Source organism: uncultured Sulfitobacter sp., assembly GCF_947502895.1.
Taxonomy (GTDB): Bacteria; Pseudomonadota; Alphaproteobacteria; order Rhodobacterales; family Rhodobacteraceae; genus Sulfitobacter.
On the sequence record NZ_CANNBM010000003.1, the window covers coordinates 197715 to 219161 of the forward strand.

17 protein-coding genes are annotated in these 21447 nt (G+C 57.5%); 6 read left to right on the top strand and 11 right to left on the bottom strand.

Translation table 11 applies throughout. The annotated features are described in order from the left end of the window. Positions 1-67: 67 nt before the first annotated feature. From Q0903_RS14005 to Q0903_RS14045, 9 genes are all read right to left on the bottom strand, one after another. On the bottom strand, positions 68-520 hold the full coding sequence (locus tag Q0903_RS14005; RefSeq protein ID WP_299023674.1) for a cytochrome c-type biogenesis protein: 453 nt from the start codon (positions 518-520) through the stop codon (positions 68-70). Then, on the bottom strand, positions 517-2481 hold the full coding sequence (locus tag Q0903_RS14010) for a heme lyase CcmF/NrfE family subunit (RefSeq protein WP_299416451.1): 1965 nt from the start codon (positions 2479-2481) through the stop codon (positions 517-519). The genes Q0903_RS14005 and Q0903_RS14010 overlap by 4 nt, the downstream gene beginning before the upstream one ends. Positions 2482-2550: 69 nt before the next feature. Beyond that, entirely contained in the window at positions 2551-3123 is a 573-nt protein-coding gene (locus tag Q0903_RS14015) for a holin family protein (RefSeq protein WP_299416452.1), read from the bottom strand. Then, positions 3114-3725 carry a holin-associated N-acetylmuramidase gene (locus Q0903_RS14020; protein ID WP_299416455.1) on the bottom strand — a complete coding sequence of 204 codons (612 nt, stop codon included), beginning with the start codon at positions 3723-3725 and terminating at the stop codon, positions 3114-3116. The genes Q0903_RS14015 and Q0903_RS14020 overlap by 10 nt, the downstream gene beginning before the upstream one ends. Before the next feature lie 72 nt (positions 3726-3797). Next, positions 3798-4241, bottom strand: a complete 444-nt coding sequence (ccmE, locus tag Q0903_RS14025; RefSeq protein WP_299023681.1) for a cytochrome c maturation protein CcmE — start codon at positions 4239-4241, stop codon at positions 3798-3800. Positions 4242-4258: 17 nt separating this feature from the next. Continuing rightward, complete coding sequence (gene argC, locus Q0903_RS14030) at positions 4259-5287, bottom strand: N-acetyl-gamma-glutamyl-phosphate reductase (protein ID WP_299416458.1); 1029 nt, start codon at positions 5285-5287, stop codon at positions 4259-4261. 45 nt (positions 5288-5332) lie between these two features. Then, positions 5333-6142 carry an aspartate/glutamate racemase family protein gene (locus Q0903_RS14035; RefSeq protein ID WP_299416460.1) on the bottom strand — a complete coding sequence of 270 codons (810 nt, stop codon included), beginning with the start codon at positions 6140-6142 and terminating at the stop codon, positions 5333-5335. A gap of 9 nt (positions 6143-6151) precedes the next feature. Beyond that, positions 6152-7039: a lysophospholipid acyltransferase family protein gene (locus Q0903_RS14040; RefSeq protein WP_299416463.1), complete on the bottom strand. Its 888-nt coding sequence runs from the start codon at positions 7037-7039 to the stop codon at positions 6152-6154. Positions 7040-7098: 59 nt separating this feature from the next. Then, a complete protein-coding gene (locus tag Q0903_RS14045) occupies positions 7099-10497 on the bottom strand; it encodes an indolepyruvate ferredoxin oxidoreductase family protein (RefSeq protein ID WP_299416465.1) in 3399 nt (1132 codons plus the stop codon). Positions 10498-10683: 186 nt separating this feature from the next. Here Q0903_RS14045 and Q0903_RS14050 point away from each other — a divergent pair, with 186 nt between their 5' ends. Continuing rightward, positions 10684-11580, top strand: a complete 897-nt coding sequence (locus Q0903_RS14050) for a LysR family transcriptional regulator (protein WP_299023687.1) — start codon at positions 10684-10686, stop codon at positions 11578-11580. A gap of 371 nt (positions 11581-11951) precedes the next feature. Further along, positions 11952-14111: a phosphoribosylformylglycinamidine synthase subunit PurL gene (gene purL / locus Q0903_RS14055; protein WP_299416468.1), complete on the top strand. Its 2160-nt coding sequence runs from the start codon at positions 11952-11954 to the stop codon at positions 14109-14111. Positions 14112-14176: 65 nt separating this feature from the next. Here purL and Q0903_RS14060 read toward each other — a convergent pair whose 3' ends face one another. Both Q0903_RS14060 and Q0903_RS14065 read right to left on the bottom strand, forming a co-directional pair. Beyond that, complete coding sequence (locus Q0903_RS14060) at positions 14177-15442, bottom strand: VWA domain-containing protein (RefSeq protein WP_299416470.1); 1266 nt, start codon at positions 15440-15442, stop codon at positions 14177-14179. A gap of 63 nt (positions 15443-15505) precedes the next feature. Next, positions 15506-16411, bottom strand: coding sequence for a MoxR family ATPase (locus tag Q0903_RS14065; protein ID WP_299416472.1), 906 nt, complete (start codon positions 16409-16411; stop codon positions 15506-15508). A gap of 264 nt (positions 16412-16675) precedes the next feature. Between Q0903_RS14065 and Q0903_RS14070 the strand changes: the two genes are divergently transcribed. The 4 genes from Q0903_RS14070 to Q0903_RS14085 are packed head-to-tail and all read left to right on the top strand — an operon-like array spanning position 16676 to position 21446. Continuing rightward, positions 16676-17716 carry a glycosyltransferase family 2 protein gene (locus Q0903_RS14070; RefSeq protein WP_299416789.1) on the top strand — a complete coding sequence of 347 codons (1041 nt, stop codon included), beginning with the start codon at positions 16676-16678 and terminating at the stop codon, positions 17714-17716. Beyond that, the gene (locus tag Q0903_RS14075) at positions 17713-18342 is read left to right on the top strand and encodes a sulfotransferase (protein WP_299416474.1); all 630 of its coding nucleotides are present in this window, start codon (positions 17713-17715) and stop codon (positions 18340-18342) included. Before Q0903_RS14070 ends, Q0903_RS14075 begins: the two co-directional genes overlap by 4 nt. Beyond that, positions 18342-20747, top strand: a complete 2406-nt coding sequence (locus Q0903_RS14080; RefSeq protein WP_299416477.1) for a glycosyltransferase family 2 protein — start codon at positions 18342-18344, stop codon at positions 20745-20747. Before Q0903_RS14075 ends, Q0903_RS14080 begins: the two co-directional genes overlap by 1 nt. After that, positions 20748-21446 carry an FkbM family methyltransferase gene (locus Q0903_RS14085; RefSeq protein WP_299416480.1) on the top strand — a complete coding sequence of 233 codons (699 nt, stop codon included), beginning with the start codon at positions 20748-20750 and terminating at the stop codon, positions 21444-21446. Position 21447 lies beyond the last annotated feature (1 nt).

The window sequence follows — 21447 nt, forward strand, 5'->3', positions numbered from 1 at the left end:
CCCTCTTCATTTTTACTGTTCGCACGACATTACCACAAGCAGACGCACCTGCCAGTCCAACGGGACGTCATTTGTTCAGGATGTCTCTGAGTTTCGCCGCTTCCTCATCGCTCAGAATGCCGTCTTGGGGGGCTGCGGCACGGCTGCGCCCGCGTACATAAGCAAGGCCTACAAAGCCCGCAATCAACAGCATCAGCGGCCCTGCGGCCCACAAAACCCAATTCGCACCTGAAAGTGTGGGTTTCAGCAATACAAATTCGCCATAGCGCGCAACGATGTAGTCAAGCGCCTGTTGGTCTGTGTCACCGTCAACCAGCCTTTCACGAACCAGCAACCGCAGATCTTTGGAAATCGGCGCATTGCTCTCGTCGATGCTTTCGCTTTGGCAAACAGGGCAGCGCAGACCTTTGGACAACTCAAGAGCGCGTTGCTCCAGCACAGGGTCAGACAGCACTTCGTCAGGTTCTACCGCTGCGAGCGGCGTCGCCAACAGCATGAGGAGCAGGGCAAAACGCTTCATTCTGCAGGCACCGTTTCGCGTGTCTTGCGCGCACCGGCTGCGACACGGAAACGACGATCCAGCAGGCTGAAAATTCCACCAAGAGCCATCAGGGTACAGCCAACCCAGATCCAGCTTGTCATCACTTTGATATAGGTGCGGACAGCCCAGCCCCCGTTCTCCTGCTCGTCGCCGATAACAAGGTACAAATCGCGCCGCCAGTTTTGGTCTATGGCAGCCTCCGTTGTTGGCATTTGCGCGACAGGGTAAAAGCGTTTCTCAGGGGATAGCGTACCGATAAATTCGCCGTCCTGTTTCACATCAATCACGGCTGTGGTCGCAACATAGTTCGGACCATTACCATTGGTTACACTGCGCAGGGTTAGTTCATAACCGTGAACATCGAATGGCACGTCGATCTGTGCCACGCGAATATCCTCGACTGTCCACGCATAAATGCCAGCAACGCCCATCATGGTCACAGCCAGCCCTGCATGGGCCGTGGCCTTGCCCCAATCGGCACCCGGCAGGCGGAACAAGCGGCGCAAGCGGTTCGGCCCGCGGCCGGTACGCTGTGCAAGATCAATCACCACGCCCATCAGCACCCAAGCGCCAAGGAACATCCCAACAGGACCGATCAGACTGCGCCCCGTCTGCATCGACCAGACAAGCCCGCCAACCGCCACAGAGGCGATAAATGCATAGCGCAGTGGATAGAGAGCGCGACCAAGATAGGCCCGCTTCCAAGGCATGGAGGACCCTATAGGCAATGCCAAGCCGAGCAGCACCATGAACGGAGTAAACGCAGCATCAAAGAAGGGCGGACCGACGCTCAGCTTACGGTCAAAGAACATCTCTGCCAGCAGCGGCCACATGGTACCCACGAAGACTACAAAACACGACACGGCAAGCAGCAGGTTGTTCACCACCAGCGCGCTTTCGCGCGAAGCAAGACCAAAGACGCCTTTTGCCTCCATAGCACCTGCACGCAGGGTAAACAGGATCAGCGCGCCCCCCATGAAGAAAGCCATGATCGCCAGGATAAAAACACCACGATCCGGGTCGTTCGCGAAGGCATGGACAGATGTCAGCAGCCCCGACCGCACGATAAACGTACCGATAAGTGAAAAGCCAAAGGCGAGGATAGCCAGCAGGATGGTCCAACTTTTTAGCGCCTCACGCTTCTCCACAACAATGGCAGAGTGCAACAGCGCAGCCGCCAAAAGCCATGGCATAAAGCTGGCGTTTTCAACCGGATCCCAGAACCAGAAACCACCCCAACCCAACTCGTAATATGCCCACCACGAGCCGAGCGCGATACCGATCGTCAGAAAAACCCATGCAGCCAACGTCCACGGACGTACCCAACGGCCCCAAGCCGCATCAACGCGCCCTTCGATCAAGGCAGCCACGGCAAAGCTGAACGCCATGCTCAAACCGACATACCCAAGATACAAAAATGGCGGGTGAAAAGCCAAACCGGGGTCCTGCAGCAGCGGGTTCAGGTCCTGACCATCAAATGGTGGCACCATCATCCGCTCAAACGGGTTGGAGGTCAGCAGGATAAACGCCATGAACGCGACCCCGATGGAGGCCTGTACAGCCAACACCCGCGCCCGCAAACTGGTTGGCAGCTGTGCGCCGAACCACGCGGCCGTTGCGCCAAACAACGCCACAATCAGCACCCACAACAGCATCGAACCTTCGTGATTGCCCCACGTGCCACTGATTTTATAAATCATCGGTTTCATTGAATGGCTGTTTGCAACCACCACCGAAAGGCTAAAATCCGAAGTAACAAACGCCCACGTCAGCGCCCCGAAGGATGCCGCGACCAGTAAGAACTGAACCGTCGCCGCAGGCTCGGCCACAGCCATCCAACCGGGCCAGCCTTTGGCCGCGCCGACCATAGGTACAATCATCTGAATAACTGCGACACCAAAGGCAAGCAGAAGGGCGAAATGTCCGAGTTCTGTAATCATACATCGAATATACGCGCCGCGGCTGCCTGTTCCAACATCAATCGCAGGGTCAAACAGCCGCAGCCTACGCTATTGTGTTGCCTGCCATGCGCGCAAGGCCGCATTCTCGTCGGCTTTGATCGCTTGCGCCGCCAAGCGGGCATCCGTGCCCGCATCCGCAGCTCCGATAGAATCGCTACGCAGCTTTTGCAGGGCAGCGATATTCTCCACTACTTTTGGGACATGGCGAATCGTATCAACGATGCTGCGTTGAAAATCCTGGGATTTTACTTGATGCCGCGCCCCAAAATAGAACGATACAATCACCCCCAAAAGCCACCATAACGGCTCTGGTACCAAGGCGATCCCCTGCATCCGTTGCGCGAACCAGAGCGGTTCTACCATTGCCGCAACAAACAGGCCCAATGTGCCCAAAGCCAAAGCAGGCCTCGGCAGGCGGTTTACACCGTCCATAAAACGGTCAAAGCCGCCCTTGGCGGGTGCTGCAAACTCCTGCCCGTATTGCGACATTGCCTGCTCTTGCACGACAGCACCGCGGGCGGCCCCTGTCTCGGCATTCTCACGGAACACTTCCACTGTCTCACGCAACACATTCCGGTCCGCGCCGAATACGACACCAAAAAGACGTTCGATCAAACCCATTTTGCTGTCCTCGCTTTGAATTGGCTGGTGGTGAGGTGGTATTGGGGTGCAATGAACTCTTCCGCGCGTTTGATCCAGCCGCCCTTGCCCCCTGCACGTGTGCGTGCAAATTTTCGGCTGGCGCTCCGTCTGTCTGCGATGCGAAAATAATAGTTGCGCCGCGCGATCCCGTAGGCATCTACCAGATGATCGGGCGAGGCATTGTAGGCTGCGCGCACGGCTGCAATGCTCTGAGGCCCCAGCGCGCCATCGACGGACACCTCGTACCCCATCTCGACCATCAGACGTTGCAGGATTTTCACCGCATTTCCACCTGCGTTCACATACATGTCAAACACGCTCGCTTGTAGCGGCTGAGGAAGCTCCGCAATCAGAGGGCGGTTGAAATAATGCTCCAGAAAAATTCCGATAGCCTGTGCCCGGGTCAAGCGGCGCACGTCCGCAGGCGTAATGCTGCCGTCATGGTCCAGATCAAGGCCAAGGCGGCGCATGGTATGGATCGTTACGCCAAAATTGGTGGCGCCACCTGGATCATCGGGATCATTTACATAGCCGCCCTCGCGGGCGACGATCTCTTCAGCAATCTGTCTGACACTGTGCATGGCTGCTCCCCTCGCAATGTGGGGAAATCAGGCCTTAAATTGGTTAACTCCGCCTAACCTCGGCGTACGGTGTCAGCCTTCGGGGTCTTGATATACGCCTTGAGCTTTGAGGGCATCGACGACCTCTTTTGGCATGTAGGTTTCGTCATGTCTGGCAAGGATTTCAGTAGCTTCAAACACACCGTTCACCAAAGACCCCGTGCCCACCATGCCTTCGTTTTCGCCAAACAGGTCCGGCAAAACGCCCGTGTAGACCACCGGGACACTTGCCCCGCCGTCCGTCACGGAAAAGCTGATCCGCTCTCCCTGACCGCGCATCAACGTGCCTTCCTCTACCAAGCCACCGATACGAAACACTTCACTGGCCTGCGGCGGATCAACAACCACCTGACTGGGCGCGCGGAAAAAATTGATCCCGTCGCGCATGGCATAACCGATCAGGGCTGTTGAGCCGATCAAAGCCACAACCGCCATAGCGATCAACTGGATACGACGCTGTTTTTTCAGGCTCTTCATCGGATTCAGACCCTTTGTTACGGGAAAAGAGGTGCCATCATCAGGCCCTCTGTCTCTGCAATACCTAACATCAGATTGGCATTTTGCAACGCTTGGCCAGACGATCCTTTGGTAAGATTGTCCAACGCCGCCACGATTATGGCCCGCCCCTCAATCCGGTCCGCACTCACCCCGATATGGCAGAAATTCGAGCCGCGGATATGGCGGGTTGAAGGTGCCTCGCCAAAGGGCAACACCTCGATGAATGGCTCGGCAGAGTATGTAGATTTCAGTTTATTATAAATAGCTTGCGCCTCACCCTTCACGTAAACAGTGGCAAGGATACCACGGTTGGCGGGCACCAGATGCGGGGTGAACTGCACCATGACGGGCCGACCTGCAAGCGCACTGAACTCTTGATCAAACTCGCCCAAATGCCGGTGCGTCCCGCCCAAGGCGTAGGCGTGATACCCCTCTGACAGCTCCGCATGTAGCAGATTTTCCTTCAACGCGCGGCCTGCACCCGAGACAGCGCATTTCAGATCGAGGATGATATCGTCCAGATCAATCAGGCCCGATCCGATCAACGGCCGTAACGCAAACTGCCCAGTGGCAGCATTGCACCCCGTCCCTGCGACCAGCCGCGCACCTGCAATCTCGTCGCGGTAAAACTCGGTCAACCCGTAAACAGCCTCCGCCTGCTGCTCCAACGCTGTATGGGTATTGCCGTACCAACGCGCATAGTCTTCGGGATCGCGCAGCCGGAAATCTGCAGACAGATCAACGATTTTTAGATCCTTCGGCAGCTGCGAGATTACCTCCTGAGAAGTTTTGTGCGGCAACGCACAAAAACACAGATCAATGCCACCAAAGTCAATCTCGTCCATTGTGACAAGATCGGGCAGATCAAGATGCCGCAAATGCGGAAAAACCGAAGCCATGCTTTGCCCCGCCTTGGAATTGCCCCCCAAGGCCTTGATCGTCATGAAAGAATGGCCCGCGATCAGCCGGATCAGCTCTGCGCCCGTATAGCCGGAAGCGCCCAGAATTGCGATATTATAGGTCATGTATGTCGTCCTGAAAGTCGTGTTTTGCGTTAAATTCGGGCAGCGTCAGGCTGCGGTAAATCGCAAGGGTCGTCGCAAAAACTGTGTGGCGCGATCGCTCACGCGGGCGGGGTCACCCGTTGTCAGAAACGCGGCATCGCCTGTGCCTGATTTGTCAGGGTGGCGCAGCAGATAATCCGCAAGGCTTTCAGCCACTAAATCGGCCTGACTAAACACTGAAACATTCGCGCCCAGCGCATCCTGAAACGTATCTTTGAGCAACGGATAATGGGTACAGCCCAGAATTGCCGCCTGCGGTTCTGGCATCTTGCGGCGCAACGCATCCACGTGGCTGCGCACCAACGCTTCGGCCAGAATCATGTCACCCTCTTCGATCGCATCGACAACACCACCACAGGCCTGCGCCTCGACATCCACACCGATGGCCCTGAATGCCAATTCGCGCTGAAACGCGCGGGTCGCCACAGTTGCAGGTGTGGCAAAAAGCGCAACGTGCTGCGTGGCCACTTCGCGCGGTGGTGAATTGTCCCCCCACTGCCGCTCGGTCAGCGCCTCAATCAACGGTACAAAGACACCCAGTACACGTTTGTCCTGCGGCACCCAACCTTCTTGCATACGGCGCAGCGCCGCCGCCGACGCGGTATTGCACGCAAGGATGACCAGATCACAGCCCGCATCAAACAGACGTTGGGTGGCAGCGACCGTCAAATCATAAATATCATCAGCCGTCCGCACGCCGTAGGGTGCGTTGGCGCTGTCGGCCAAATATATGAATTGCTGATCAGGCAGCCGCGCCTGAACCGCGTCCAGTATCGTCAGCCCGCCCAGACCACTATCAAAAATACCTACCGCCATATGCGCGCTCTATCGGCTGCGACGCCGATCCTCAAATTCATATCCCGCATCAAAAGACTTGTGCGGCTCTGGTGCAAGCTCATACGTGGCTTTGCGCAGGAAATCCATCATGGCTTTTGCATCCCCGCCCATCGGCGCCAGTACATCACGCCCGATCGGTGTACCGATGACAACGCGCACGGGGGTATCGACCCGCTTGCGGAACTCCTTGATCAGCAATCCCATCCGCAGCGTCGCATGCAAATGGCTGGCTATTTGAAACATTCGGCTGGTATGGCCCTCAAAATAGATCGGCAGCACAACAGCATCTGACTTTGTGACCATCCGTGCAGTAAAGCTGCGCCACGCAGGGTCCATTGGCCGCGCAAAGGGACGCGCCGCCGTGCTGACAGTGCCCCCAGGAAAGATACCAATCGCACCGCCCTGCCCCAAATACTCCAGCGCGCGCGCCCGCGTCCGCAGGTTTAGCGCCAAAGCCGCCTTGTCCGGCTCAAAGCTGATGGGCAACAGATTGCTCTGCAGTTGCGGTACTGCGGTGAACACCGAATTGGCCATGATCCTGAAATCAGGCCGTGTACGGCCAAGAACATGCCCCATCATCAGCCCGTCGAGTATGCCGTAGGGATGGTTCGCGATCACAATAAGCGGTCCCTTACGCGGGATATCCGCAAGGCTGCCACCCGCCACAACCAACGAAAGACCATAGCGCGCGGCCATCACATCGAAAAAGCTGTGGCCTGCAGCGAGATCATCCTCGTATCCGCGCGCGCGCCGTATGAGACGCATCCGTCCGGTTGCGTTTTCCATGAGACGAATGACAGCCCGTCCGCTGCGGGTCTGGGCAGACCACGCATAGCTTAAATCACGGGCCGACGATGGCCGCCGGATCATCGACATCACATGCTCCTTTTCTAGGCACAGAAATGCGGGTGATACGTTACAGGTTTATGACACCACTACTCGGCAGCTTTAGCAACCGGCGCCCCGCCGGCCCCAATAATGCTGAGCAACTCCTCTCGCCGCTTGGCCGCCTTTGCTTCATTCGCCTCTTTTACAGGGCCAAAGCCCCGAATTTGCAGGGGTAGTTCAGCCAGTGCAACAACAGCATCGCGGGTATGCTCATCGAGTTTGGGCAAGACGGCGCGCAGGTCAGCCTCGTATTGTTTGATCAACGCGCGCTCCATCTTGCGCTCGGCGGTATAGCCAAACACGTCCAGTGGCGTGCCACGCAGGCGTTTGAACCGTGCCATCATCCGCAGGGGCCGCTCCAGCCACGGACCAAACTCCCGCTTCATGGGGCGGCCGTTCGGCCCCAACTTGGACAGCATCGGCGGGGCAAGATTGAAGGACATTTTGAATTCACCCTCGAATTCAGCCTGTGCCTTTTCACGACTGCTCAGAAGCAGGCGCGCAACCTCGTATTCGTCCTTGTAGGACAGCAGTTTATGATAGCCCAAGGCCACAGCTTCGCGCAGACCTGCATCAGAGATACCGTCAAGCATTTTGGTATAGCGTTTGGCCAACCGCTTGCCCTGATACGCGACCAAATGATTACGACGATAAGCGATTTTTTCATCCAGCGTTTTAGGCAACTCGATCACATTCGGTGTCAGCACACTCTGCGCCTGCGCAGGGTACAGCACAGCCCAGCGCCCGATCTCAAAAGCGCGCAGGTTCCGTTCAACCGCAGCGCCGTTCAGGCGGATCGCCTCTGTGATCGCCGCCAGTGTCAGCGGGATCAGACCACGCTGCCATGCGCCGCCAAAGATCATCATGTTTGAATAAATACTGTCGCCCAACGTTGCCTTGGCGAGATCAGAGGCATCAAACATCGACAAATCGTCCTTCAGCCGCGCCTCCAGTGCCAGTTCCAGCTGATCATAGGGCATCCTGAACTCGGTATCGCGGGTGAAATCACCTGTGATGATCTGATGACTGTTGACCACCGCCCCCGTGCGCCCCGCAGAAGTCAGGCCCAGCGTCTTGCTGCCACCTGATGTTACCAGATCACCGCCGATCAGGGCATCACATTCGCCCGTGGCCACACGAATGGCGCTGATATCCATCGGGCGCTCGGCCAGACGGCAATGAATGTTCACAGCCCCGCCCTTTTGCGCCAGCCCCGCCATCTCCATCATGCCCGCGCCTTTGCCATCGATCTGTGCGGCCTGTGCCAGCACGGCACCGATGGTCACAACACCTGTTCCGCCAACACCTGTGATAACTACATTATAGGTGCCATTGATCGCAGGCAGATCGGGTGTTGGCAGGTCAGGGATTTCCACTTCGGTCGTGGCTTCCTTGCGCACGGTTGCCCCTTCCAGCGTGACGAAAGACGGGCAAAATCCGTTCACGCAAGAGAAATCCTTGTTGCACGAGGACTGATCAATCGCGCGCTTGCGCCCCAGTTCTGTCTCGACCGGCACAAGGGAGACACAGTTGGATTGCACACCGCAGTCACCGCAGCCCTCGCAGACGTCCGTATTGATGAACATCCGCTTGTCCGGGTCGGGGAACAGCCCGCGCTTGCGGCGGCGGCGCTTTTCGGCAGCACAGGTCTGGACATAGACAATCGCGCTTACGCCTTGTGTCTTGGCCAGCCTTTCCTGCACATTCTGCAACTCTGCCCGCTCATAGGTCTCGATGCCCTTGAACGCTGCGAAATCAATGTCTTCTTTCTCGTCGTATACCACACAAAGGTTCTTGATCCCCATGGCGCGCAGCTCGGCCACAATGCGCGCTGCGTCCAGATCGCCCTCGTTGTGCTGGCCGCCCGTCATGGCGACCGCGTCATTGAACAAGATCTTGTAGGTCATCGTCGTGCCAGCCGCGATGGCCGCGCGAATGGCTTGCACGCCCGAGTGGTTATACGTGCCATCGCCAATGTTCTGGAAGACATGCGGTGTGTTGGAAAACGGTGCCTCTCCGATCCAGTTGGCTCCCTCTCCGCCCATATGGGTAAAGCCCAAGGTTTCGCGGTCCATCCACTGCGCCATAAAGTGACACCCGATACCCGCATAGGCGCGGCTGCCCTCGGGCACTTTAGTAGAGGAATTATGCGGGCAACCCGAACAGAAATACGGCAATCGGCCTGCCAGCTCTTGCGCATTGTCCGCGCGTCGCGCATCGGCCAGATCGGCCAACCCTGCACGGATGCCATCGGTGCCGCGGCCCTCTTCACACAGTACATTGCCCAGCTTTTCAGCAATATCCACAGGGTCCAGCGCCCAGCGCGCCGAGAAAAACTCGGCCCCGTCTTTGGTGCCGCCCATCACGCGGCGGCCCGCGCGATTGTCAAAAAGGGCTTCCTTGATCTGCACTTCGATCAGCTTGCGCTTTTCCTCGACAACGATAATCAGGTCCAGCCCCTCGGCCCAGTCATTAAAGCCCCGCATGTCCAGCGGCCAGACTTGCCCGACCTTATAAGTAGTGACCCCCAAACGCTCGGCCTCTGCGGCATCGATGTTCAAAAGGCTCATCGCGTGGATCAGATCAAGGTAGTTCTTGCCAGCCGCGACAAACCCGATCTTGGCTCCCGCCTTGCCCCAGACCCGTTTGTCGATGCCATTGGCATTGGCAAAGGCTTCGGCCGCTTGGCGCTTGTAGTCAATCAAACGCGCCTCTTGCTCGATGCGGTCATCTACCAAACGGATATTCAAACCACCTTCGGGCAGTACGATATCAGGCGTGACAAATGACAAGCGATGCGGGTCGCCATCCACGACAGAAGTCACCTCTACCGTATCTTTCATCGTCTTGAGACCAACCCAGACACCAGCGTACCGCGATAGCGCCCAACCATAGAGCGAGTAATCCAGTATCTCTTGAACCCCCGCAGGCGACATCACCGGCATATAGGCGTCGACCATCGCAAAATCCGACTGGTGCAGCACAGTCGAAGATTCGCCCGTATGGTCATCTCCCATCGCCATAACAACACCACCGTGTTTCGAGCTTCCCGCCATATTTGCATGCCGCATCACGTCGCCCGAGCGGTCCACACCCGGCCCTTTGCCGTACCACAGACCGAACACACCGTCGTATTTGCCTTCACCGCGCAGCTCTGCCTGCTGTGCGCCCCATAGCGCGGTGGCGGCCAAGTCTTCGTTAAGACCAGCCTGAAAGGTCACGTTATGCTCAGCCAATTGCTTTTCCGCACGGCTCATCTGCATGTCGACTGCACCCAACGGCGACCCACGGTAACCGGTCACCAGCCCTGCGGTATTCAGCCCCGCCGCACGGTCCCGCGCAGCCTGCATCATCATCACCCGCACCAGCGCCTGCGTGCCATTCAGCAGCACAGGGCTTTTGGTCAGGTCAAAACGGTCATTCAGTGAAATCTTCTGCGTCGTCATGGTGTCCCTCCCAAGAAACCTCGCAAGCCCGAAGGCTCACTTCAACATGCATAGTATAGCAGCACAATAGGTCACATATGCTGACCTGTATAGACCCTTATCCGTTTTCGGCAACTTTCCCCGTCCATTTGGGGTATGTCCGCGCGCCCACTTCCGATAGACAGATCATAATCTGAAAGGCGTGTTATGGACTGGGATAAACTGAGAATTTTTCACGCGGTGGCTGATGCAGGCTCGCTTACCCATGCGGGGGACAAGCTGAACCTGTCACAATCTGCTGTTAGCCGTCAGGTGCGCGGGCTGGAAGAACAGCTGAACACGAACCTGTTTCACCGCCATGCGCGGGGCCTGATTCTCACCGAGCAGGGAGAGCTGCTGTTTGATGCAACAAGCGCTATGACAAAACGTCTCGACGCAGCTGCCGCCCGCATCCGTGACAGCGAAGAAGAAGTCTTCGGCGAGCTGCGCGTGACCACCACCACGGGCTTTGGCACTCTGTGGCTCGCTCCGCGCCTGTCCAAACTCTACGATAAATATCCCGACCTGAAGGTCGATCTTATGCTTGAGGAACGGGTGCTGGACCTGCCCATGCGCGAGGCCGATGTCGCGATCCGCCTGAAAGAGCCATCGCAGGCCGATCTGGTGCGCAAACGTCTTATGACGGTGCGCATGTGTCTTTATGCCAGCTCCGACTATCTCAAAGAAAACGGAACACCCGAAACACTGGATGATCTGACAAAATATCGGTTGATTTGCCAGAACACAGACAGCGATCAGGTAGGCGCAGGCCTGAGCCTCATTCAGCAACTTATGCTGCACGACGTCAAATCGCTTTTGACCGTGAACAATTACTTCGGTGTGCTGCAAGGCGTTTTGCACAATCTAGGCATCGGTGTGCTACCCGACTACCTCACACAGGATTTCCCTGATCTGGTGCGCGTGTTGCCAGATGTGCAATCAGCCGAAGTGCCTGTTTTCCTTGCCTACCCAGAAGAGTTGCGCCAAAGCAAGCGCGTGGCAGCCTTTAAGGATTTTGTCCAAGACGAGATCATTACATACCGCAAACAGCTCAAAGAAAGCTAAGGCCAGCCGCGCCAGCTATGCAACTGGCGCATACCAGACATGCTTCGGTAGTTATAGAATCTGCCTTGATAATGATCAGGCCGCACCCTAATTCATCAGTATAAGGCTGAGACGCCCCGTGCGGCTCGCTTTATACCTCCCTGTTGGACTTGGCCGGGCCTTTGTGCCCGGTCTTTTTTTGTCCAGCACACAGCGGCCCGCACAACCAACCGTTCTGCCCGCTTGTCTGACAGCAAAATATAGCCATCACATCCCGCAAATTAGCCCCCCTTTCCTGCACAACCAAGCGTCTTTGCGCAAATCACCCTTCCCCCCTGCAGACTCCTGCCCTAAGAGAGGGGCCAAGTTTTATGCCCGTGCGGAGTGCCACCATGTCAGAGCCAGCCATCACCCAAGACATCATTTCCGCCCACGGGCTGAGTGATAGTGAATACCAAACAATCCTTGATCTGATTGGCCGCACGCCCAGCTTCACAGAACTGGGAATTTTCTCGGCCATGTGGAACGAGCATTGTTCGTATAAATCCTCCAAAAAATGGCTACGCACCTTGCCTACAGAGGGTCCCCAAGTCATCTGCGGCCCCGGCGAGAACGCAGGCGTGGTCGATATCGGTGACGGTCAGGCTGTCGTCTTCAAGATGGAGAGCCATAACCACCCGTCCTACATCGAGCCTTATCAAGGTGCCGCCACAGGTGTGGGCGGCATTCTGCGCGATGTCTTTACGATGGGCGCCCGCCCCATCGCCTCCATGAATTCGCTCAGCTTTGGCGAGCCGGGCCACCACAAGACCAAGCAGTTGGTGCACGGTGTAGTCGCTGGTGTCGGTGGATATGGCAACTGCTTTGGCGTGCCTTGCGTTGGGGGCGAAGTCCGCTTTGACCCTGCCTATAACGGCAACTGCTTGGTCAACGCATTCGCTGCGGGCCTCGCTGATGCGGACAAGATTTTTTACTCTGCCGCTTCGGGCGTGGGTATGCCCGTCGTCTATCTGGGGGCCAAAACAGGGCGCGACGGTGTGGGCGGTGCCACAATGGCCAGTGCGGAGTTCGACGACACGATTGAAGACAAGCGCCCCACCGTACAAGTGGGCGACCCTTTCACCGAAAAACGCCTGATGGAAGCCACGCTGGAACTGATGGCAACAGGTGCGGTGATCTCGATCCAGGACATGGGGGCCGCTGGCCTCACCTGCTCGGCTGTAGAGATGGGCGACAAGGGGAACCTCGGCGTGATCCTCGATCTTGAGAAGGTCCCAACCCGCGAAATCAACATGACAGCCTACGAGATGATGCTCAGCGAATCCCAAGAGCGGATGCTGATGGTGCTGCGCCCCGAATTGGAAGCGCAGGCCAAAGCTGTATTCGACAAATGGGACCTCGATTTCGCCATCGTGGGCGAGACAATCGCCGAAGACCGCTTCCTCATCCGCCTGAATGGCGAGATCAAGGCCGATCTGCCGCTCAAAGCGCTCTCTGGAACCGCTCCCGAATATGACCGCCCGTGGGTCGAGACACCGGCCGCAGAGCCGCTGACAGAGATCCCCACAATCGATCCGATTGACGGTCTCAAGGCGTTGCTTTCCTCGCCCAACTATGGCGGCAAAGCATGGGTATATGAGCAATATGACACGATGGTCATGGCAGACAGCGCGCGCACCCCGGGTTGGGGGGCTGGCATTGTTCGCATCCACGGCACGGATAAATCACTGGCCTTCACCTCGGACGTGACCCCGCGCTATGTCAAAGCCAACCCTTTCGAGGGCGGCAAACAGGCCGTAGCCGAAGCATACCGCAACCTCTGCGCCGTGGGTGCCACGCCCCTTGCCACCACCGATAATCTCAACTTCGGAAATCCGGAAAAACCCGAAATCATGGGCCAGTTTGTGGGCGCGATCAAAGGTATCGGCGAAGCCGTCGCTGCGCTGGATATGCCAATCGTGTCAGGCAATGTCTCGCTCTACAATGAAACCGACGGTTCGGGCATCCTCCCCACGCCTACTATTGGCGCGGTTGGTTTGCTGAAAAACACCAGCGACATTATCGGCTTTGATGTACGCAGCGGTCATGTCGCACTCGTTCTGGGCGAAGGATTTGGCCATCTGGGCCAGTCTGCCCTGCTCGCCGAAGCCTTTGGCCGCAGTGATGGCGATGCACCTGCTGTTGATCTGGCGGTTGAGGCGCTTCATGGCCAGTTTATTCGTGCAAACCACACAAAAATTGCCGCCTGTACCGACCTTTCGGATGGCGGATTGGCTCTGGCAGCCTTCGAGATGGCAAACCACGCAGGTCTTGGCCTCACGTTGGAAACAGACAGCACAGCGCATTTGTTCGGAGAGGATCAGGCCCGCTACTTGATTGCAGCTGCCCCCGAAACCGTCACGGCGCTGCGCCAGACCGCCGAAGCAGAAGGGCTTGTGCTCAGCCATGTCGGCATATTCGGCGGTGATACGCTGGCCTTTGGCGAAAGCACCGCCCCACTAGCCGATCTGGCACAGATCTACGCCAGCAGCTTTGCCGCAACCGTGACCTGAAACACTTCTTTATTTTTCCCTTAAACTCCGGGGGGCTGTGCTGCGCACAGCGGGGGCAGCGCCCCCTACCCGCCTTCCATCATTTGCATCAGTCGCGCTTTCTCCCCCGCATCATCGGGCTTGGAAATCGCGGCCGCCAGTGCCTCGAGTGACGCAATAGAATGGCCTGCGCGAAAACTGTCCACATGAGGCAGCATCGCGCGAATGCCCGCAGCCTTTGGCGCAAACCCGTCCCAGCGCAGCAGCGGATTTAGCCAGATGACACGCCGTGCCGACAAGTGCAGCCGCTTCATCTGGCGGGCCAATGCGTCCGGATCATCCCTGTCCAGACCATCGGTGATCAACAACACAACAGCGCCTTGCCCCAGAACACGGCGCGACCAGTCGCGGTTAAATGCTTCAATGCTTTGCCCGATCCGCGTCCCCCCTTCCCAATCCTGTGCCTCCGCACCCGCCGCCTTGAGCGCCGCGTCCACGTCGCGGGTGCGCAAATGGCGTGTGATATTTGTCAGCTGCGTTCCGAAGGTAAAAGCATGCACCTGCGCCCAGCCCGCCCCCCGTTCGTTCGCAACAGCGTGCAGGAAATGCAGGATTATACGGCTGTACTGGCTCATGGAGCCAGAGATGTCACATAGCACCACCAAATTAGGCCAACGCGGTTTGGGCCGCTTGAGCGCCAATGCGTGCATTTCGCCGCCACGCCGCATCGCTGCGCGCAGGCTGCGCCCAGCGTCCACGGTGCCCCGCCCGAAACTGGGGCCTGACCTGCGCGACGGCAAGGGTTTGATCGGCAGGCTCAGGCGGGCCAACATCCTCTTGGCCTCGGCCACTTCCGCAAGGCTCATCAACTCAAAGTCAAGTGTCCTGAGCCGCTCTGACGTGGACATGGTCAGGGATGCATCCACTTCGATCAGCGCATCCTCTTCGGGTGGCTCCGCCTCTTCCTCGCGCGGTGGCGCTTCGGCACCGTCCAACAGGGCCTCTGCGGCGCGCTTTTCGGCAGCTTGCGCGGGCTGTTCTTCTTGCACCCCGCGGATTGCGGGCAACATGGCTGCCATCATGTGCTCCAGATAGCGCGGATCACGCCAGTAAAGGCGAAACAGCTGTGCAAAGACGCGCGCATGTTCGGGCCTGTTCACAAAACAAGCATGCAAGGTCCAATAGAAATCGCGCTTCTCTGTAAAACCTGCCGCTTCAACAGCACGAATGGCATCGATGACGCGCCCTGACCCGATGGGAAGCCCTGCGCGGCGCAAAGCACGGGCAAAATGGGTGATGTTGCCTGCAAGGCGCGGGTTATCGGGCAGCTCCAGTGGGGCGTATTCAACCATCCCCAGCCACCTGTGCGCGGGGCGAGGACGGGATTGAGTTTAAGGGAAAAATAAAGAAGCGCGTCATGCGTCGAGGCTTGCCCTTGCTTCATCAAGGATGCGTTTGGCTTCGGAGCCCTGCAGTTTTGCGATGTCGTCTTGGTACTTCAAGACGGCCCCCAAAGTGTCCGCAATGACTTCGGGGCTGAGCGTGAGCGCATCCAGCGCCAGAAGGCATTTGGCCCAGTCGATTGTTTCGGCCACGCCGGGTTTTTTGAACAGATCTTCGGTGCGCAGGCGTTGGACGAAAGCCACAACTTCGCGGCTTAGCGCCTCGGCGGCCTCTGGCGCGCGGGCTTGGAGGATGTCCATTTCACGGTCAAAATCGGGATAGTCGACCCAATGGTACAGGCATCTGCGCTTGAGCGCGTCATGCACTTCGCGCGTGCGGTTGGACGTGAGAATAACGATAGGCGGCTCGGGCGCTTTTATCGTGCCCATTTCGGGGATTGTGACCTGAAAATCGCTGAGTGCTTCGAGAAGGAAGGCCTCGAACGGCGCATCGGTGCGGTCCAGCTCGTCTATCAGCAGCACAGGTGCGCCATTCTCGTCGGGGCGCAAAGCCTGGAGTAATGGCCGTTCGATCAGAAACTCGTCGCTGAACAGCTCTGCGTTCAGGCTGGCGCGATCTGTGCTGCCTGCCGCTTCGGCCGTGCGAATAGCAACCATCTGGGCGGCAAAGTTCCATTCATATACGGCGGAGGATGCATCAAGCCCCTCGTAGCATTGCAGCCGGATCAGACGACGGCCCATGCTGGCGGCGAGTGCTTTGGCAATTTCGGTTTTGCCCACCCCTGCCTCGCCCTCCAGAAACAGTGGGCGGCCCAGTTTGAGGCTCAGGAATACAACCGTTGCGAGAGGGCGGCCACAAACATACCCCTGATCACCCAACATTTTTTGTACTGCGTCTATGGATGTTGTGCCATTCATGCTCTGCGCTATCCCCCGAGGCTATGTCTGTGCTTATCAGGCCACCAGCCGCCCTGCGGGTCAAGGGAGCAATGATAGATATGTCACGGCCAGACAGCGCATCGCCCGCAAAGATTGACGCATATCGTGCAAGATGGCATCGTGTTAATGAGCAAAAAAGAGGTCGCGGGCCATGATTGGCACCGATACCCGATGATGAGGCGGACATGTTGATACACCAACCAACGGCGGCAGCCTGTGTGCGAGGACGCTATGATGCGTGATCTGAGCATTACGGCTGTGACTTGTGTGAAGAACGAAGGTCCCTTCTTGCTGGAATGGATCGCGTTTCATCAATGCATTGGCGTGACCAACTTTCTGTTTTATTCCAATGATTGTGACGATGGCACCGACACCTTGTTGGATGCTCTGGCTGAATTGGGCCATATCACCCATCTGCCCAACCCCGCAGAGGGGCGCAATTACCAGATGGAAGCGCTCAAAGATGCCAAAAAGCAGAGCATTGTCAGCGATGCCGATTGGGTCTGGATCGCTGATGTGGACGAATTTCCGAATATTCACGTAGGCGATCATAGCTTTGCCGCACTCATCGAGGCCTGTGGCGACCCGCACGCGATCAGCCTCAATTTCCAGTTCTTTGCAAATGACGATATCGAGCAGTTCGAGGACAGCCCTGTTATCGCGCAATTCACCCGCTCGCATAATCCCGACCTATGGTGTGGCGAGGCGGCGATCGAGGTTAAATCACTGGTGCGGCAGGACTTCCCGCTTCAGTACTTTGGCGCGCATCGCCCGTTCTTTCGCCCAAAGGTCAAAAAGAACCAGCGCCCAAGCTGGACAGACGGATCAGGGCGCGACGTGCCGCACCGCTTTCTTGTTGCCGCCAACCCGCGCCGCATCCGCCGCTTTCCAGCCGCCGGCGCACGGGCTTATGCTACGCTAAACCATTACGCACTGCGCAGTCTTGATAGCTATCTGGTCAAAAACGACCGCGGCGATGTAAACCGCGAAAACCGCGCGTTTGACGACACGTATTGGCGCGAACGCAATGATCCGGCATGGGAGGACACGTCCATCCAGCGGTATCTGCCTGCATTGGAAAAACAGATCGCATCGCTGAAATCCCAAGGCGACATTGCGGCCCTGCACGAGGCCTGTGTCGCCGCACATGTTGCCCGCCGCGATGCCCTGCTGGAGCAAAAAGAATACCGCAAAATGCAAAAGCAGCTGCGCGCCGCGTCCAAGCTGCCCCCGCAAGAAGAAGCGATGCTGCGCGATCTGGGCTTGTTGGAGCCTACATCGTGAGTACTTTTCAAATCGTCAATCTGGGCTTGCCCAAGACAGGTACAACCAGCCTCGCCCGCGCGCTGAAAATCGCAGGTTTCCGTGTCGCCGATCACCGCATCCGCCCGCGCCAAACAAAAACGCCCGAGTTGCAGGACGCCTTTGTGGCTGATCTGCTCTACCGTGGTTATTTCCAGACAGGTGATCCCGCTGCCTTTTTCGAGGACTTTGCGGCATTGACCGAGCTGAGTTGCCTGCGCAAGGGCAAATCACTGTGGCCTCAAATGGACTTCGGGCTGATCGATGCGATCCGCAAGCACCATCCTGATGTACGGTTTCTGGCCTCACGGCGCGACAGCTGGGATGTCTCGCAATCCATGTTGGCGTGGTCGGATTTGGGCACAGACCGTTTGCCCGCATCCGATATTCCGGGCCTGCCCGAAGGGTATGGCGAGACCAGTCGCGAGCGCATCCAGTGGATTGACGGACATTACGCGCATCTTGCAGCAATATTTGCAGGTGATCCTTCGTTTCTGGAATACGATGTTGCTGATCCCAAATCCCATCGACTTGTCGCAACCCATATCGGCATTGATCTGCCTTGGTGGGGTCAGATCAACGCAAACACCCAGAATAGAGCAAGCTAATGCGCATCTACCTTCATATTGGCCCTGAAGAGGCCAGCGCCGCACGGGTACAGTCCGTCCTCGCGGACAAGCGTGAGCAGCTGTTGCGCAAGGATGTGCTGTTTGCCCGCGCGCCGGGAAACAAGAACCACACGCGCCTGTTCATGGCTGTCACCGATCCGGGGCATGTGGACCCGCTCCGGTTTAACCGTGGTTATATTACGCCGCAAAAACAGGCTGTTCTGCGCGATACTGTTACCGCTGATCTGGCGCGTGAAGTGGCCCAGCAAAGCCCCGACGTGCTTATCGTCTCCTGCGCGCAGCTAGGATCCAGTTTGCGGACGCAAACCGAGCTGGCGCGGCTGCGCGATATGCTCACGCCGCTGTCGGATGATATCCGCGTGATTGCCCATGTTGACCTGCCCGTGCGGATGCTGGCCCGCGCCTATGCTGCGCAAATTCTCGAAGGGCGCGGCATATCCCTGCAGGCAGAGCTTGATCTGGTCGGAACCGATTGGTGGCAGACCGCAGTTGAGACGACACCCCGCATCGATCCCGCCGCTGGTGTATTTGCAGAAACCCAAGCGCCCAATCACTGGCTTGATCTGCCCGCTATGGTCGCGTTCTGGGAGCAGACATTCGGCAAAGGCTGTGTCGAGCTTCACAGCTACGACGAAGCGCGGTTTGCCCAAGCTGACGTGACGGACGACATCTGCAAAACCTTTCAAATCGAAGGCAACATCGGCAAAGCGAGCGAGATCGTTCCGCCGCCGCCTGCGCCCGCTGCCTCTCTGACAAGGGGTAGGCAACTCAATGCGCTGATCTTGCAGGTATTGGCCAGCCGCCAGCGTATTTTGCCGCGCCAGATGTGGCGCAGCTTTGTACAGGATGTGGGCATTGACGGACCGCCCCTTGATCTTGCCTCGCTGCACCCGATCACAAAACACTTTGCCGCTGGACTAAAATCACTGCTCAAAAAGCACGCAGGCCTGCACCCCGACACATTCAAAGCGCCCCGCGCCAAAGGCACATGGGCCGAGGCCGACCCGATGTTCGGCTTTCGCCCGTCGCAATACCTGTTGGGCTATATGTGGCGTATCGACAAAGCCACCCGCGAAGAACAGCAAAAACGCGCCGAAGACCTTGCGCGCCTTGCAAGCAGCGTCAATGGATTGCCCGAACCAGCCGCCGCCGCACAGCAAGACGCCCCTGCCCGCAGCGATGAAGACGCCCCTGACGGGCTGACCGCTTCTGCCCGCAAACTGATGCCCCCGCTGGCCGTGCAGAACTTTGAAAAACTACGCAGCTCCTCCTTTGCGCCCCACAACAAAATGGGGTCAGTGAACGAAGAAGAATTGGCTGCCGCCTATACCGAGATCACGCCGCGTGTCTTGCCGCAGGGCAATTCGGGCAATGTCATCGTGGGCTGCATGAAAAACGAAGCCCCCTATATCGTTGAATGGGTGGCCTATCACCGCGCTATGGGGATTGATAATTTCCTCATCTATACAAACGGCTGCGAAGACGGCACATCAGAAATCCTCGACCGTTTGCAGGAAATGGGTGTACTGCAACACCGCAATAATGACGCGTGGAAAGGCAACTCGCCCCAGCAATACGCGCTCAATTCCGCGTTGGAAGAGCCGGTAATCAAGAACGCCGAATGGATCATCCACATCGACGTGGACGAATTTATGAACGTGCGCTGCGGCAATGGCACGGTACAGGACTTCCTCGCCGCTGTACCAGACGCAACCAATGTCGCCATGACGTGGCGCCTGTTCGGGCATAATGGTGTGACACAGTTGAATGATGATTTTGTCATCGACCAGTTCGAGACTTGCGCCCCCAAATTTTGCCCCAAACCCCATACTGTTTGGGGCTTCAAGACAATGTTCAAAAACATCGGTGCGTATGAGAAAATCTCGTGCCACCGTCCGAACAAGCTGGATGAAGCATTCCAGAACAAGGTCAAATGGGTCAATGGCTCGGGCAAGGATATGACCAAAGACGTGGCCGAAAACGGCTGGCGCTCATCAAAGAAGAACATCGGCTACGATCTGCTACAACTCAATCACTATGCCCTGCGCTCGGCTGAATCGTTTCTCATCAAACGTCAACGCGGTCGTGCGCTGCACGTAGATCGCTCTATCGGGATCAACTACTGGATCCGCATGGATTGGTCCGATTTCCGCGACATCACAATCAAACGGAACGTACCGCGCCTGCGCGCGGAATTTGACCGCTTGATGCAGGACGAGACCCTGCGTCAGTGGCACGAAACGGGTCAGGAATGGCACCGCGCCAAAGCTGCAGAGCTGCACAAGAATCCTGAATTCGCAGACCTCTACCGCGATGCGCTGGCCGTAAAACTGACCGAAACCGAGCGGGTGGCCTACGCCCTCGCACTGGATATGGAGAGCTAGATGGACGGCAATACCCCCAACCGCGACCCCTATATCACGTCAAAGGGCATGAAATTCCCCAAGGACGGGCACTTTATCACAGGCCAGCTGCGCGGCGCGCTGCGTGACAACCGCTATGAGGCCAAGGAAACCAACTGTGTGCTCAAGCTGGTGCGCGACGAAGACACTGTGATCGAACTGGGTGCAGGCATTGGCTATATGTCCACGCTGGTCGCCACACGGCGCAAGATCAAAAACGTCTTTGCGTTCGAGGCGAACCCCTCTCTCATCCCCTATATCCAGTCCGTGCACGAAGCCAACGGTTTGACCAATGCCCATGTCACTCACGGCATTTTGGGCAAACGCAACGGCAGTACCAATTTCTACGTGCGCAAAAACCTGCTGTCCTCCTCGATGGAGCCGCTGGAGGGCGACACGCCCGAGACCACCGAAAAGGTCAAAGTCGATGTGCTGAACGCAGGCCATGTCATCAAAGAAATCAAACCTGACATTCTGATCGCAGATATTGAAGGTGCCGAAGCCACCCTGCTGCCGCATCTGGACATGTCAGGTCTGCGCGGCGCAATGATTGAACTGCATCCCCAATACATCGGCCCCGATGGCGTAAACGCGGTTTTCCGTGCGATGATGGACGCTGGGCTGGCCTATTACGCCCGCGCTTCCACGCACAAGGTCGTCTGTTTCCGGCGCGCGTGGTAGG